The organism is Clostridium sp. OM02-18AC, from assembly GCF_003481825.1.
Lineage (GTDB): Bacteria > Bacillota > Clostridia > Lachnospirales > Lachnospiraceae > Brotaphodocola.
Window position 1 is genome coordinate 1 of record NZ_QULW01000002.1, and the last position, 14749, is coordinate 14749.

Here is a 14749-nt window from a genome sequence, read left to right on the forward strand (position 1 = left end):
CTACGGAGCTATGCTTCGTAATCAGATGCTCGGTAATTCAATTGCCGATGTAGTTCACGGGATTTGTAACCCAATCGTAACCCAATTCAAATGGGGATATGTGAATTGGAAGGTATGATGTCGGAAGAGGAATATAATCGGCTTATGAGAATTTGTGTTCTAAAATCGATAAATGCCGATTTGATGACGGCTGAAGAATTGCACGCAAAGCTTCAAAAAGGTTACGATGATGCGTTGGCGGGAAGAACACAGGATGCGGCAAGTGCATTTAGCAGATTCAGAGAAACTCAAGCTGAAAATAAATAATTTTTAAGGAAAAAAAGCATCAACAGAGACGATTTGTTGGTGCTTTTTCCTCGCATTTTTATATAGAATTTCGAGTATTGAAATATAGAATCACAGCAACCCCCGAATCCGGATCATAAGCCCCTGGTAAATTCCAACGGGTATATCGGAATCAAAGGAATACAAACACGGGTCGCTGTCGTGATCGTAGCAATATACAACAACCTTTTCTTTAGCTGGATCTACAATCCAGTATTCGCGGACACCAGACTGTGCGTAGATGACATTTTTGATTTCATAATCCAGTTTGCGGCTGGATGGGGACACAATTTCAAAAATCAGGTCTGGTGCACCGCAGCAGCCGCGGTCGGTCAGCTTATCTGGATCACAAATAACTGATATATCCACATGCGAAGAGTAATGAAAAATCATATTGATTTATAGAATGGAATCTAGTATATTTAATTACGAAATCAGTTTTTTAGCTGATGAAAAAAGGAGAAGTCATATGATTCATGTAGCTGTGGATGCTATGGGCGGTGACAATGCCCCGGGCGAGATCGTAAAAGGAGCCGTTCAGGCTGTCAATAAACGAAGCGACATTCATGTTCTTTTGGTCGGACAGGAAGAAGCGGTAAAAAAAGAGCTTGCTTCCCATACCTACCCGAAGGAGCAGATCACTCTGGTACAGGCTTCGGAAGTGATCGAGACGGAGGAGCCGCCGGTTAATGCAATTCGAAAAAAGAAGGATTCTTCCATTGTTGTTGGAATGAACCTGGTGAAGAACGGAGAGGCAGACGCGTTTGTATCAGCGGGCAGTTCCGGTGCCGTTCTGGTAGGCGGTCAGGTGCTGGTAGGCCGTATCAAGGGTGTGGAGCGTCCGCCGTTTGGTGCGCTGATCCCGACGGAAAAGGGTGTGTCCCTGCTGCTTGACTGCGGCGCGAACGTCGATTCCAGACCATCCCATCTGGTTCAGTTTGCACGTATGGGTTCTATTTATATGGAGCATGTAATAGGTATTAGCAAGCCGAGAGTCGGCATTGTCAATATCGGTGCGGAAGAGGAAAAGGGCAATGCCCTGGTAAAGGAAACCTTCCCGCTTTTAAAGGAGTGCAAGGACATCAACTTTACCGGAAGTATCGAGGCGCGGGAAATCCCGCATGGCGGAGCTGATGTCATCGTTTGCGAGGCCTTTACGGGCAATGTTATTTTGAAGCTTTATGAAGGAACCGGAGCAGCGCTGATTTCTATGGTTAAGAAGGGCATGATGAGCAGCCTGCGCAGCAAGATTGGTGCGCTGTTAGTAAAACCGGCGCTGAAGGAAACTCTGAAAGCGTTTGATGCAAGCCAGTATGGCGGTGCACCGATGCTTGGGCTGAAAGGTCTGGTAGTTAAGACGCACGGAAGCTCCAAGGCAACCGAGGTCTGCAATTCGATCATTCAGTGTGTGACCTTCAAAGAGCAGCAGATCAACGAAAAGATCAAGGAATGTCTGGACCGCGAGGCACAGAGCGAGAAAAATGCAGAAGCGTAAAAATAAAGCAGCGCTGTCATGACAGAAACAAATTCAGTAAGTAAACAGTCCGGGCTTCGGGCAGTTACAATAAAAATTAAGAAAAGTTAGGAGAGGAATTATGGAGTTTGAGAAGTTACAGAACATCATTGCAGAGGTATTAAACATTGAGCCGGATGAGATTACCATGGATACTACATTCGTAGAGGATCTTGGTGCAGATTCTCTGGATATCTTCCAGATCATCATGGGTATCGAGGAAGAGTTTGACATCGAGATCCCGACTGAGGTTGCAGAGCAGATCGTCAGTGTTTCCGATGCGATCGAGCAGATCAAGAACGCACTGAACTAAGCAAATCATCAGGTGCAAAAGGGCTGAAATCCGGTGCAAACTTGCATGCAGGAGATTTTGCCCCTGACAACCTCTGGAACAATTATAATAAGATAAGGATGAAAGGGGCTGTGCATTCCTTGCGCGCCCCTTTCCCATAAATTTGCTCAAGGTATGGACCGCAGCAGATTGCGGTTACCATGGGCAGCAATATCAGACAAGGAGAAGCACATATGAATCGCGATCTAAACGAACTGGAGCAACGGTGCGGTTACACCTTTAAGGACAAAAACCTGTTTCACCGTGCCCTGACCCACAGCTCCTATGCCAATGAGCATAAAAAGGACAAGGCAGTCTGCAATGAGCGGCTGGAGTTTTTGGGAGATGCAGTGCTGGAAGTGGTTTCCAGTGATTTTCTGTATCACAAGTACCCGGAGAAGCCGGAGGGAGAACTTTCCAAGATCCGTGCGAGCCTGGTTTGTGAGCCGACGCTGGCTTATTGTGCGGCTGATCTGGAGCTGGGCAGCTACCTGCTCTTAGGAAAAGGTGAGGAAGCGACTGGCGGCAGAGAACGCAATTCCGTGGTTTCCGATGCTATGGAGGCGCTGATCGGTTCCATTTATCTGGATGGTGGTTTTGCTAATGCAAAAGAGTTCATTCACCGTTTCATTCTGAATGACATTGAGCACAAACAGCTCTTTTACGATAGCAAGACTATTCTGCAGGAGATGATCCAGGCCACTGCAGGGGCACATCTGGAATATGAGATTTTGCGTGAAGAGGGACCGGATCATCACAAGGTCTTTGAGGTGCGCGCACTGTCCGGCGGCGAAGAACTTGGCCGCGGAACCGGCCCGACCAAAAAGGCTGCGGAGGCTGTGGCTGCATACCACGGCATTTTGAAACTGAGAGGGAAAGCATGTATTTAAAGAGCATTGAGATACAGGGGTTTAAATCCTTTGCCAATAAGATCCTCTTTGAGTTCCACAACGGCATTACCGGCATTGTGGGACCGAACGGAAGTGGAAAGAGCAATGTTGCGGATGCGGTGCGCTGGGTTTTGGGTGAACAGCGTGCAAAGCAGCTGCGCGGCGGTTCCATGCAGGATGTCATCTTTGCCGGAACGGAAATCCGCAAGCCGCAGGGGTTCGCATACGTTGCCATCACGCTGGATAACTCCGACCACCAGCTTGCCATCGACTATGACGAGGTCACGGTTTCGAGACGTCTGTACCGTTCCGGTGAGAGTGAGTACAAGATCAACGGAAGTACCTGCCGTCTGAAAGATATCAGTGAGCTTTTCTATGATACCGGTATCGGTAAGGAGGGTTACTCCATCATCGGACAGGGTCAGATTGATAAGATCTTAAGCGGCAAGCCGGAGGAGCGCCGGGAACTGTTTGATGAGGCGGCTGGAATTGTAAAATTCAAGCGCCGCAAAGCCATTGCCCAGAAAAAACTGGAGGATGAAAAACAGAATCTGGTCCGGGTGAGCGATATTTTGTCGGAACTGGAAAAGCAGGTCGGGCCTCTGGCAAGACAGTCCGAGACGGCAAAAAAATATCTGTCGTTCAAAGAAGAGTTAAAGACGTATGATGTGAACCTGTTTTTACTGGAGTCTGAGGAAAATGGAAAGCAGCTTCAGGAAATCAGCAAAAAGGAAGAAATCGTTTCCGGAGACTTGGAGGATGCGAATGCGCAGTCTGATCATCTGAAGGAAGCGTATGAACAGCTGGAGCAGGAGATTGCAGCATTAGACCAGGCGCTGACGGAGCAGAGAAACCAGGAAAACCAGGCGCAGATGTTAAAGGGAAATCTGGAGGGTCAGATCAACGTCTTAAAAGAGCAGATCAATACCGAGAAGATGAATGCGGAACATATCCGCTCCCGTATCGAAGCCATTGAGGCTTCCCTGGAAGAAAAAGAGAAGCAGATCCGGCAGTATCAGGAGGATAACGCCGGCATCACCGGGGCGGAGGAAAGCAGCAGGGAACATCAGGAGACTGCGGAAACCGAACTTCGCAATCTGGATGAGTCCATGATGCTCATGGAGCAGCAGATCGAGGATGCCAGAACCCGTGTGATGAACGGCATGAATGAGAGTGCTTCGATCCATGCAAAGGACCAGCGTTTTGAGGCAATGTTAGAGCAGGTGCAGGTGCGCCGCTCTGAGGTATGCCAGAAGCTTTTGAAATTTAAGAGCGATGAGTCCGTGCAGGATGAACAGCTTGAGACAGAACGTAAAAAGCTGTCTGAGACCATGGCGCACCTGGAAGAGCTGGAGCTGGCACAGACAGAGTGTGAGGGTCAGCTTACCCAGTGTGAAGAGGAGGTACGCCGGATCACGCGTTCCTTAAATGAAACACAGCAGGAGTACCGGACCGCTTACACAAAGCTGGAGTCGTTAAAGAACCTGGCAGAGCGCTACGAAGGTTACGGAGGCAGTATCCGCCGGGTCATGGAGGTCCGGGACCGGGTACGCGGCATCCGCGGCGTTGTGGCTGACCTGATCACGACGGAGAAAAAGTATGAAACCGCGATCGAGACGGCTCTGGGCGGAAGCATCCAGAATGTGGTAACGGATTCCGAGCAGACAGCCAAGCAGCTCATTGAGTATTTAAAGAAGAACCGCTATGGACGTGTGACATTTCTTCCGTTGACCAGTATCGGCCAGAATGGCGGCTTTTCCAAACCGGAGGCATTGAAAGAGCCGGGCGTGATCGGTCTGGCGAGTGAACTGGTCCATGTGGAAAAAGAGTATCAGGTCCTTGCGAAATATCTGCTGGGGCGCGTGGTGGTGGCAGATACCATCGACCATGCCATTGCCCTGGCACGGAAATTCAAATATACCCTGCGTATTGTAACGCTGGAAGGCGAGCTTCTTAGCGCCGGCGGTTCCATGACAGGTGGTGCGTTCAAGAATTCCAGCAATCTTCTGGGACGCAAGAGAGAACTGGAAGAACTGGAAGCAGCATGCCAGAAGGCATTAAAGGCTTCGGACAAGCTGCAGCAGGAACTTGGCATGAATGAGGCACTCCTTGCGCAGAAGAAGGAAGATCTGGAAAGCTTAAAGACAGAGCACCATACCGTATCCCTCCAGGCAAACACCAGGCAGATGAATGTGAACCAGCTTGAGGATAAGCGGGAGGAAATCCGGGAATCCTATCAGGATCTGGCGCTGGAAAACAGCCAACTGGAAAGCCAGATCAGTGAGATCGAGGCAGGCAGAAAGAAGCTGGCGGTAGAAACTGAGTTTCTGAAAAAAGACAGCGAGCAGGAAAATGCCCGCATGGAAACGGTCACTGCAAAGCTGGAAGAACAAAAGAAGGTCCGCGAAGAAAAAGCGAAGGCGTTGGAGACGATCCGTCTGGAAACGGCGAACTTAAAGCAGCGCGTGGACTTCGTAAAAGAAAATATCGCGCGCGTGGAGCAGGAAATGAAGGTTCTCCAGGAAGAGCAGGCAGAGCTTCTGTCCCACGATACCGATTCCGGTTCTGTTGTGGAGGAAAAGAACCGGGAAATTGCAAAGCTGCAGGAACTGATTCTTCACACGGAGGAAGAAAAGCAGAAGCTGGCAGAGCAGGTTCAGGCCCAGGCAGCCTTGAAAGAGGAAAAAACAGGAAAACAGAAAGCGTTCTTTGGACAGCGGGAGGAATTATCCGGACGCATCGGGCGGCTGGATAAGGATCTGTTCCGTCTGCAGAGCCAGCGGGAAAAGCTGGAAGAGCGCCGGGAAAGCCAGATCAGCTATTTGTGGAATGAATACGAGCTGACGCCTGGAGCGGCAAAGGAGCTTCGCAGCACAGAGCCCGTTTCTCTTTCTGAGGTGAAAAAGCGCATTGAGGAATTGAAGAATTCGATCCGTGCCCTTGGCAGTGTCAATGTCAATGCGATCGAGGATTATAAAGAAATTTCGGAGCGCTATGAGTTCATGAAAACCCAGCACGATGACCTGGTAGAGGCCGAGGCAACGCTGCAGGGCATCATCGAAGAGCTGGATACCGGCATGCGCCGTCAGTTTGAGGAAAAGTTCCAGGAGATCCGCAAGGAATTTGACCGGGTATTCAAGGAACTGTTCGGCGGCGGACACGGAACCTTGTCCTTGCAGGAGGATGAGGACATTCTGGAGGCGGGCATTCAGATCATCGCCCAGCCGCCTGGAAAGAAGCTGCAGAATATGATGCAGTTATCCGGTGGCGAGAAAGCACTGACGGCAATCTCACTGCTGTTTGCGATCCAGAACTTAAAACCGTCCCCGTTCTGTCTGTTAGATGAGATCGAGGCGGCGCTGGATGACTCGAACGTAGACCGCTATGCGAATTACTTACATAAATTGACGAAAAACACGCAGTTTATTGTCATTACGCACCGGCGTGGTACCATGGTGGCATCGGACCGCCTGTATGGTATCACCATGCAGGAAAAGGGCGTGTCAACCCTGGTGTCGGTCAATCTGATCGAAGACCAGCTGGATGCGTAAGGGGCTATATTCCTAAGTATCGAAGCAAAAGGATGCGAGGAACATGTGCAAAAGGGAAAACATCGAAAGATTTGTTTCCTGAATATAAAAGAAGCAAGGAGGAGTGCGCGTGGAAGAAAAGAAGAAGGGCTTTTTCAGCCGTCTGGTTGAAGGCTTAAACAAAACACGTGAGAATATCGTTTCCGGCATGGATTCCATTTTCAGTGGATTTTCCGCCATTGATGAGGATTTCTATGAGGAGCTGGAGGAAACCCTGATCATGGGCGATCTGGGAATCCAGACCACCATGTCCGTGCTGGATGATTTAAGAAAAAAGGTAAAGGAGCAGCACATCAAGGAACCGGCAGAGTGCAAGCAGCTTTTGATCGATTCCATCCGGGAGCAGATGGATTTGGGCGAGAATGCCTACGAGTTTGAAAACCGCAAATCCGTTGTCCTGGTCATTGGTGTCAATGGGGTTGGTAAGACAACCTCCGTTGGTAAGCTGGCAGGCCAGTTAAAGGATGAGGGTAAGAAGGTCATCCTTGCGGCAGCCGATACCTTCCGTGCGGCAGCGATCGAGCAGCTTACGGAGTGGGCAAACCGCGCCGGGGTAGAGATCATTGCCCAGCAGGAGGGTTCTGATCCGGCAGCCGTCATTTACGATGCCGTTGCAGCGGCGAAGTCCCGCCAGGCAGATGTGCTGATCTGCGACACCGCAGGCCGTCTTCATAACAAGAAGAACCTGATGGAGGAGTTAAAGAAGATCAACCGTATCATCGACAAGGAATACCCGGATGCATACCGCGAGACGCTGGTCGTGCTGGACGGAACTACCGGTCAGAATGCCATGGCCCAGGCAAAGCAGTTTATGGAGGTTGCAGACATCACCGGTATCATCCTGACCAAATTGGACGGTACAGCGAAGGGCGGCATTGCAGTTGCGATCCAGTCCGAACTGGGCATCCCGGTAAAATACGTGGGAGTGGGCGAGAAGATCGACGATCTCCAGAAGTTCAATTCCCAGGATTTTGTGACAGCACTGTTTGATGTAAAGAAAGAAGATTAAACGCAGACAGGGAGCAATACCGTTGCCATAAGAAACAAAAAAGCAATACAGGATTTTGATACCACACCAGACGAAAAGGAGATTACAGACATGGAAAACGAAAAGGTATTAGAAGAGCAGAAGGAAGAGGACTTAACCCTCGAAAAATTTGAGGAGGCTTCTGAGGAAGTCAAGAAAGTAACCCAGGAGACCAAACTGGTCTACAGTGAGTATTTCTCCGCAGCAACCGGAAACAAGGTTTACTTCAAACCGGAGAACATGCAGTATACCGGTGCTTATAAGGTGCGCGGCGCATATTACAAGATCAGCACCCTTACGGAGGAGGAGAAGCAGCGCGGCCTGATCACCGCATCTGCAGGAAACCATGCACAGGGTGTTGCATACGCAGCGAAGTTGGCTGGCATTCCGGCAACCATTGTGATGCCGACCACCACACCGCTTATGAAGGTAAACCGTACCAGAAGCTATGGCGCTGAGGTTGTTCTTTACGGAGATGTCTTCGATGAGGCATGCGACCACGCTTACGAGCTGGCAGCAGAGCACGGCTATACCTTCGTGCATCCCTTCAATGACCTGGATGTGGCAACCGGACAGGGAACCATCGCCATGGAAATCATCAAGGAGTTGCCGACCGTAGATTACATTCTGGTTCCGATTGGCGGAGGCGGTTTGTGCACCGGTGTTTCCACTCTTGCAAAATTATTAAACCCGAAGATCAAAGTCATCGGCGTGGAGCCGGCTGGCGCAAACTGCATGCAGGAGTCCTTAAAGGCAGGTCATGTGCTGACCCTTCCGACCGTAAACACCATCGCAGACGGTACCGCTGTGAAGCGCCCGGGCGAGAAGCTGTTCCCATACATCCAGAAAAATGTGGATGACATCATCACCGTGGAAGATTCCGAGCTGATCGTAGCTTTCCTCGATATGGTGGAGAACCATAAAATGATCGTCGAGAACTCCGGCCTCTTAACCGTAGCAGCCCTGAAGCACTTAAACGTACAGAAAAAGAAGATCGTTTCTATTTTGAGCGGCGGCAACATGGATGTCATCACCATGTCTTCTGTAGTACAGCATGGCCTGATCCAGAGAGACCGTATCTTCACCGTATCCGTTCTGCTTCCAGACAAGCCAGGCGAGCTGGCAAAGGTTTCTTCCCTGCTTGCAGAGCAGCGCGGCAATGTCATCAAGCTGGAGCATAACCAGTTCATCAGCATCAACCGCAATGCGGCTGTAGAGCTGCGCATTACCCTGGAGGCTGAGGGAACCGATCATAAGAACCGTATCGTGCAGGCATTAAACGATGCCGGATACCGCCCGAAGCTGGTGAAGTCCAAGGGCACCTACAGTGACTGAGTGGTGAATGATCATGACAGAACATACAAATGAGACAATCCAGGCGCTCCGTCAGAATATCCGCTATTTTTTGAAATGGACCTTCATTTCCGCGATTTCCGGTGTGACGATCGGTCTGGCCGGAACACTGTTTGGCCTTGGCATCCAGAAAGCGACTGCTTTCTGGAAGAGCCATAGCTGGACGTTGTATCTGCTTCCGCTTGTCGGACTCCTGATCGTGTGGCTGTACCGGTTTGCGCATGAAGAAAAAAACCGCGGTACGGATATGGTCCTGGATTCTATTTCCTCCACAGAGGAGGTTACACCGGCAACTGCTCCGCTGATCTTTATCTCAACCTTGCTGAGTCATCTGGCCACGGCTTCCGTCGGCCGAGAGGGAGCAGCACTGCAGCTTGGCGGAAGCCTGGGAAACCTGATCGGTAAGGCTTTTCGACTGGATGAGAAGGACAGAAAGATTGCCATTATGTGCGGCATGAGTGCCGGGTTCTCCGCTATCTTCGGAACTCCGCTTGCGGCAGCCGTGTTTGCCATGGAGGTCATCAGCATTGGCGTTATGTACTATGCGGCTCTGGTTCCATGCGTTTTTTCGGCGTTTGTCGGTGTGTCAGTGGCAAAATTCCTGGGTCTGGCTCCGGAGCATTATGAGATCGGCCTGGTGCCGGAGTTTGGCGCCTCATCTGCGCTTCTGACAGTGCTCATCGGAATTTTGTGTGCCTGTGTCGGAATCTTCCTTTGTGTCAGCCTGCATCAGTGTGGTCATGCTTACCGGAAGGTTTTTCCGAATCCCTATATCCGCGTGCTGGCGGGATCCGCGATCTTTATTGTCCTGACCCTCCTGTTTCCGGCGCGGCTTTACAACGGAAGTGGTGCTCAGATCATCGAAATGGTATTTGAAGGTGAAAGAATTCCGGTTTATGCATTTTTGATGAAGATCCTGTTTACCGGAGTAGCGCTTGGCGCAGGCTTTAAGGGCGGAGAGATCGTGCCGACGCTGACGGTCGGCGCCGCGTTTGGCTACTTGATGAGCCTGGTGACCGGACTGCCGGTCGGACTGTGCGCATCGGTTGGAATGGCATGCCTGTTCGTAAGCGTGACAAACTGTCCGGTGTCCACGATGTTCATGGCATTTGAACTTTTTGGATTTGCCGCAATGCCATATTATGCCATTGCCGTGGCAGTGTGCTTTACCCTGTCTGGATATTATGGGCTCTACCACAGCCAGAAATTCGTTTATTCCAAGATCCGGACAGAATTCATTAACCGAAAATCAAACGAGTAAATATTGCAGGTGCCAGTATGCATCGGAACGATACCGGCACCTGTTCCTGCAATAGTGAGGTTCATCCTATGACAAAAAAACAAAAGACTCTGGAAATCATCCGGAGACTGAAGGAGGCTTACCCGGACGCAGACTGCACCCTGGATTACGAGGAAGCCTGGAAGCTTTTAGTGAGCGTGCGTCTGGCGGCCCAGTGCACCGATGAGCGGGTCAATCAGGTGGTTCCGGCACTCTATAAAAAGTTTCCGGATGTGAATGCCCTGGCGGAGGCACCGGTGGAAGAAATTGAGGAAATCGTCAGGCCCTGCGGTCTGGGAAAGAGTAAGGCCAGAGACATCAGCGCCTGTATGAAGATGCTGCGGGATGAGTACGGCAGTAAGGTGCCGGAGGATTTTGATGCTCTGTTGAAGCTTCCCGGAGTGGGAAGAAAAAGCGCCAATCTGATCATGGGTGATGTGTTTGGCAAACCGGCCATTGTTACAGACACCCACTGTATCCGCCTGGTAAACCGCATGGGACTGGTAGACGGCATTAAGGAACCGAAAAAGGTTGAAATGGAACTCTGGAAGCTGGTGCCGCCGGAGGAGGGCAGCGATTTTTGTCATCGGCTGGTATGGCATGGAAGAGAGGTCTGCACGGCCCGAACAAAGCCGTATTGCGACCGGTGCTGTCTGGCTGATATCTGCCCGAAAACAGGTGTATAAAAAGAAAAACAAAAATTTTTATAAGTGTCAAGAAAAAATACTTGACAGCAACGCGCCTTTCGTGTATGATAGCCAAGGTGATGTTATGGAAAGCATTGTAAAACAGAGTTTGCTTTATGATTTTTATGGAGAGTTGCTCACAGAGCATCAGCGCAGCATCTACGAGGATGTGGTATATAACGACATGTCCTTAAGCGAGATCGCCGAGGAGAACGGGATCAGCCGTCAGGGTGTTCACGATCTCATCAAGCGCTGCGACAAGACCTTGAGTGCGTATGAGGACAAGCTGCATCTGATCAGCAAGTTCCAGACTACCCGCCGCATGGTGGAGGAGATCCATAAAAAGACCAGGGTTTTCAAGGAAACAAAAGATGAAAGTCTGATCGACGAGATTGAGCAGATTTCCAACGACATCATGGAACTTTGATTTCGGCGTATGCCGTGATCGGTTCTGAACAGGAGGTTACCTATGGCGTTTGAAAGCTTATCCGATAAACTGCAGAACGTGTTTAAAAACCTGCGCGGCAAGGGCCGTTTAAGCGAAGCGGATGTCAAGACTGCGCTCAAGGAAGTCAAGATGGCTCTCCTGGAAGCAGACGTAAGCTTCAAGGTTGTAAAACAGTTCATAAGCTCCGTTCAGGAACGCGCCGTTGGCGAAGAAGTGCTGGGTTCCCTGCAGCCGGGCCAGATGGTGATCAAGATCGTTAACGAAGAGCTGATCCGCCTGATGGGTTCCGATACTACGGAAATCGCATTAAAGCCCACCAACGAGATCACCGTCATTATGATGGCAGGTCTTCAGGGTGCAGGTAAGACGACAACGACAGCGAAGATCGCAGGAAAGCTGAAGGCAAAGGGCCGCAAGCCGGTTCTGGTTGCCTGTGACGTATATCGTCCGGCAGCAATCCAGCAGCTCCAGATCAACGGAGACAAACAGGGCGTTCCGGTCTTCTCCATGGGAGAAAATCAGAGCCCGGTCAATATTGCAAAGGCCGCTATGGAGCACGCGGCAAAGAATGGCTACAATGTGGTGATCCTCGATACCGCCGGACGTCTTCATGTAGATGAAGGCATGATGGAAGAGCTCGAGAACATCAAAGAGGCTGTAAGCGTAGACCAGACTATTTTGGTGGTAGACGCCATGACCGGTCAGGACGCAGTCAATGTAGCATCCAATTTCCAGGATAAAGTCGGTATCGACGGTGTCATCCTTACCAAACTGGATGGCGATACCCGAGGCGGTGCAGCCCTTTCCATCCGGGCCGTAACCGGAAAGCCGATTTTATATATAGGTATGGGAGAGAAGCTTTCCGATCTGGAACAGTTTTACCCGGACCGTATGGCATCCCGAATTCTGGGCATGGGAGACATTCTTACCCTGATCGAGAAAGCCGAGATGGAGGTTGACGAGGAAAAGGCGAAGGAAATGAGTCAGAAGCTGCGCAAGGCAGAGTTTGACTACAACGATTTCCTGGACCAGATGCGTCAGATCAAAAAAATGGGCGGACTGACCAGCATTATGAGCATGATGCCGGGAATGTCACAGATGAAGGGCGGAATCCCGGAGGTGGATGAGAAATCCATGGACCGTGTGGAGGCCATCATCCTGTCCATGACAAAAGAAGAGCGCGCCAATCCGGGCCTCTTAAATCCTTCCCGCAAACAGCGTATCGCAAAGGGCGCGGGGGTGGATATCAGCGAGGTAAACCGTATTGCCAAGCAGTTTGATCAGATGAAGAAAATGATGAAGCAGCTTCCTGGCATGATGGGCGGTAAGCGCGGACGCGGCGGACTGGGCGGTATGCTCGGAAAGCTGAAAATGCCTTTCTAGGGCAGCTTATATGGTGACAGTACAGAGTTTTCTGTATTTGTTGATACATTATCAGTATATTTTAAGGAGGTGAAATTGACATGGCAGTAAAGATGAGATTAAGAAGAATGGGTGCTAAGAAAAAACCTTTCTATAGAGTCATTGTTGCAGATTCCAGATCCCCAAGAGATGGCAGATTCATCGCTGAGGTTGGTACTTACGATCCGAACCAGGAGCCGAGCGTTATCAAGTTTGACGAGGAGGCTACCAAGGAGTGGTTAGCAAACGGCGCACAGCCGACCGACCGTGTAGCAAAGCTTCTGAAGACCGCTGGTATTCAGTAATCTGAGAGGTGATCGCTATGAAAGAACTGGTTGAGGTTATTGCAAAAGCATTAGTTGACAATCCGGACGAGGTGGTTGTTACCGAGACCGAAAAGGAAAGCGGCACTTTTATTGAATTAAAGGTTGCCCCATCTGATATGGGAAAGGTGATTGGCAAACAGGGACGCATCGCGAAAGCAATCCGCTCCGTTGTCAAGGCAGCCGCTTCCAAAGAAGAAAAAAAGGTTGTTGTAGATATACAGTAACCATTAGAAACTGTCGTCGGGTTTTCCTGCGGCAGTTTTTCTTTTTGTATAGGAGGAACAAAATGATGGAGGATACCTTAAGAGTTGGTGTGATCTCATCCACCCATGGTGTACGCGGTGAGGTCAAAGTGTACCCTACAACCGACGATGTGAATCGTTTTAAAAAATTGAAAACAGTCATCCTTGATACTGGCAGAGAGCAGATGACATTATCCATCGAGAGCGTAAAGTTCTTTAAAAACATGGTCATCTTAAAGTTCAAGGAGTTTCATAATATCAACGACATCGAGAAATACAAAGGAAAGGATCTGTTGATCCGCCGCGACCAGGCAGTCAAACTGGCTCCGAACGAAAACTTTATCACGGATCTGATCGGCTTGAAGGTCGTGACCGATGAGGGAGAGGAGTTTGGTACCTTGACCGATGTCCTGCAGACCGGCGCAAACGATGTCTACGTGATCAAGAGCCTGGAAGGCAAGGAATATCTGTTCCCGGCTATTCCGCAGTGCATTCTGGACGTCAATCTGGAGACCCAGACCGTTACCGTTCACATTTTAGATGGTCTTCTGGATCTGTAAGAAACTGGCAGGAGGAAACCAGAACGATGAATTATCATATTTTAACCCTGTTCCCGGAGATGGTGTTAAATGGTCTGAACACCAGCATCATCGGCCGGGCAGCCGGAAAAGGCCTGCTCTCCATTGAGGCAGTCAATATCCGGGATTATACAAAAGAAAAGCACGGTCATGTGGACGATACCCCATACGGCGGCGGTGCAGGCATGGTCATGCAGGCTGCACCGGTCTGCGATGCTTATGAGGCGTTGTGTGAGCGCATCGGCAAGCGGCCGCGTGTGCTTTACATGACCCCGCAGGGCCAGACCTTCAACCAGAAGATCGCGGAAGAACTGGCGCAGGAAGAAGACCTGGTATTTTTATGCGGACATTATGAAGGCATCGACGAACGCGCCCTGGAACTGATCGTAACCGATTATCTGTCCGTGGGCGATTATGTGCTGACCGGCGGCGAGCTTCCGGCCATGGTTATGATCGACTGCATCTCCCGTCTAGTACCGGGTGTCTTAAACAACGATGTATCCGCAGAGATCGAGTCCTTCCACGACAATCTGTTAGAGTACCCGCAGTACACCCGCCCGGAGGTTTATGAGGGCATGCGCGTGCCGGAGGTGCTTCTTTCCGGACACCACAAGAATATCGAGACCTGGAGACGGCAGCAGTCCATTAAGCGGACCTTAGAGCGCAGACCAGACCTTCTGGAAGACGCAAATCTGTCGAAGAAAGAGCGGCAGTATCTGGCGGAGCTGATGGCGGAGAAGGAAGAAACTCCTTCCTGTTAA

16 protein-coding genes are annotated in these 14749 nt (G+C 50.3%); 15 read left to right on the top strand and 1 reads right to left on the bottom strand.

The genetic code is table 11. The features are described from left to right. Positions 1–105 precede the first annotated feature (105 nt). Entirely contained in the window at positions 106–306 is a 201-nt protein-coding gene (locus tag DXB18_RS01590) for a hypothetical protein (protein ID WP_182430433.1), read from the top strand. Between the two features lie 90 nt (positions 307–396). Here the strand turns inward: DXB18_RS01590 and DXB18_RS01595 are convergent, their stop codons facing one another. After that, positions 397–693 carry a Uma2 family endonuclease gene (locus DXB18_RS01595; RefSeq protein ID WP_243103085.1) on the bottom strand — a complete coding sequence of 99 codons (297 nt, stop codon included), beginning with the start codon at positions 691–693 and terminating at the stop codon, positions 397–399. Positions 694–793: 100 nt separating this feature from the next. Here DXB18_RS01595 and plsX point away from each other — a divergent pair, with 100 nt between their 5' ends. The 14 genes from plsX to trmD all read left to right on the top strand — a co-directional run bounded on the left by plsX (position 794) and on the right by trmD (position 14749). Then, positions 794–1819, top strand: a complete 1026-nt coding sequence (gene plsX / locus DXB18_RS01600; protein ID WP_118540784.1) for a phosphate acyltransferase PlsX — start codon at positions 794–796, stop codon at positions 1817–1819. Positions 1820–1919: 100 nt separating this feature from the next. Next, positions 1920–2150 carry an acyl carrier protein gene (gene acpP / locus DXB18_RS01605; RefSeq protein ID WP_118540782.1) on the top strand — a complete coding sequence of 77 codons (231 nt, stop codon included), beginning with the start codon at positions 1920–1922 and terminating at the stop codon, positions 2148–2150. Between the two features lie 212 nt (positions 2151–2362). After that, positions 2363–3058: a ribonuclease III gene (gene rnc, locus DXB18_RS01610; protein WP_118540780.1), complete on the top strand. Its 696-nt coding sequence runs from the start codon at positions 2363–2365 to the stop codon at positions 3056–3058. Beyond that, the gene (gene smc / locus DXB18_RS01615; RefSeq protein WP_118705660.1) at positions 3049–6609 is read left to right on the top strand and encodes a chromosome segregation protein SMC; all 3561 of its coding nucleotides are present in this window, start codon (positions 3049–3051) and stop codon (positions 6607–6609) included. The genes rnc and smc overlap by 10 nt, the downstream gene beginning before the upstream one ends. Before the next feature lie 109 nt (positions 6610–6718). Next, positions 6719–7657 (top strand): signal recognition particle-docking protein FtsY, encoded by a 939-nt coding sequence (gene ftsY / locus DXB18_RS01620; RefSeq protein ID WP_118540776.1) that lies wholly within the window; start codon positions 6719–6721, stop codon positions 7655–7657. 90 nt (positions 7658–7747) lie between these two features. After that, a complete protein-coding gene (gene ilvA, locus DXB18_RS01625; protein WP_118705662.1) occupies positions 7748–9010 on the top strand; it encodes a threonine ammonia-lyase in 1263 nt (420 codons plus the stop codon). Between the two features lie 13 nt (positions 9011–9023). Next, the gene (locus tag DXB18_RS01630) at positions 9024–10289 is read left to right on the top strand and encodes a chloride channel protein (protein WP_118540772.1); all 1266 of its coding nucleotides are present in this window, start codon (positions 9024–9026) and stop codon (positions 10287–10289) included. Between the two features lie 68 nt (positions 10290–10357). Continuing rightward, complete coding sequence (gene nth / locus DXB18_RS01635) at positions 10358–10993, top strand: endonuclease III (RefSeq protein ID WP_118705843.1); 636 nt, start codon at positions 10358–10360, stop codon at positions 10991–10993. Positions 10994–11078: 85 nt separating this feature from the next. Further along, the gene (ylxM, locus tag DXB18_RS01640) at positions 11079–11420 is read left to right on the top strand and encodes a YlxM family DNA-binding protein (protein ID WP_118532612.1); all 342 of its coding nucleotides are present in this window, start codon (positions 11079–11081) and stop codon (positions 11418–11420) included. A gap of 42 nt (positions 11421–11462) precedes the next feature. Further along, the gene (ffh, locus tag DXB18_RS01645) at positions 11463–12824 is read left to right on the top strand and encodes a signal recognition particle protein (RefSeq protein WP_118705664.1); all 1362 of its coding nucleotides are present in this window, start codon (positions 11463–11465) and stop codon (positions 12822–12824) included. Positions 12825–12904: 80 nt separating this feature from the next. Beyond that, complete coding sequence (gene rpsP, locus DXB18_RS01650; protein ID WP_118532608.1) at positions 12905–13147, top strand: 30S ribosomal protein S16; 243 nt, start codon at positions 12905–12907, stop codon at positions 13145–13147. Positions 13148–13164: 17 nt separating this feature from the next. Continuing rightward, positions 13165–13392 (top strand): KH domain-containing protein, encoded by a 228-nt coding sequence (locus DXB18_RS01655; RefSeq protein WP_118532606.1) that lies wholly within the window; start codon positions 13165–13167, stop codon positions 13390–13392. A gap of 65 nt (positions 13393–13457) precedes the next feature. Next, positions 13458–13970: a ribosome maturation factor RimM gene (gene rimM, locus DXB18_RS01660; RefSeq protein ID WP_118541211.1), complete on the top strand. Its 513-nt coding sequence runs from the start codon at positions 13458–13460 to the stop codon at positions 13968–13970. Positions 13971–13996: 26 nt separating this feature from the next. Next, positions 13997–14749, top strand: coding sequence for a tRNA (guanosine(37)-N1)-methyltransferase TrmD (gene trmD / locus DXB18_RS01665; RefSeq protein ID WP_118705666.1), 753 nt, complete (start codon positions 13997–13999; stop codon positions 14747–14749).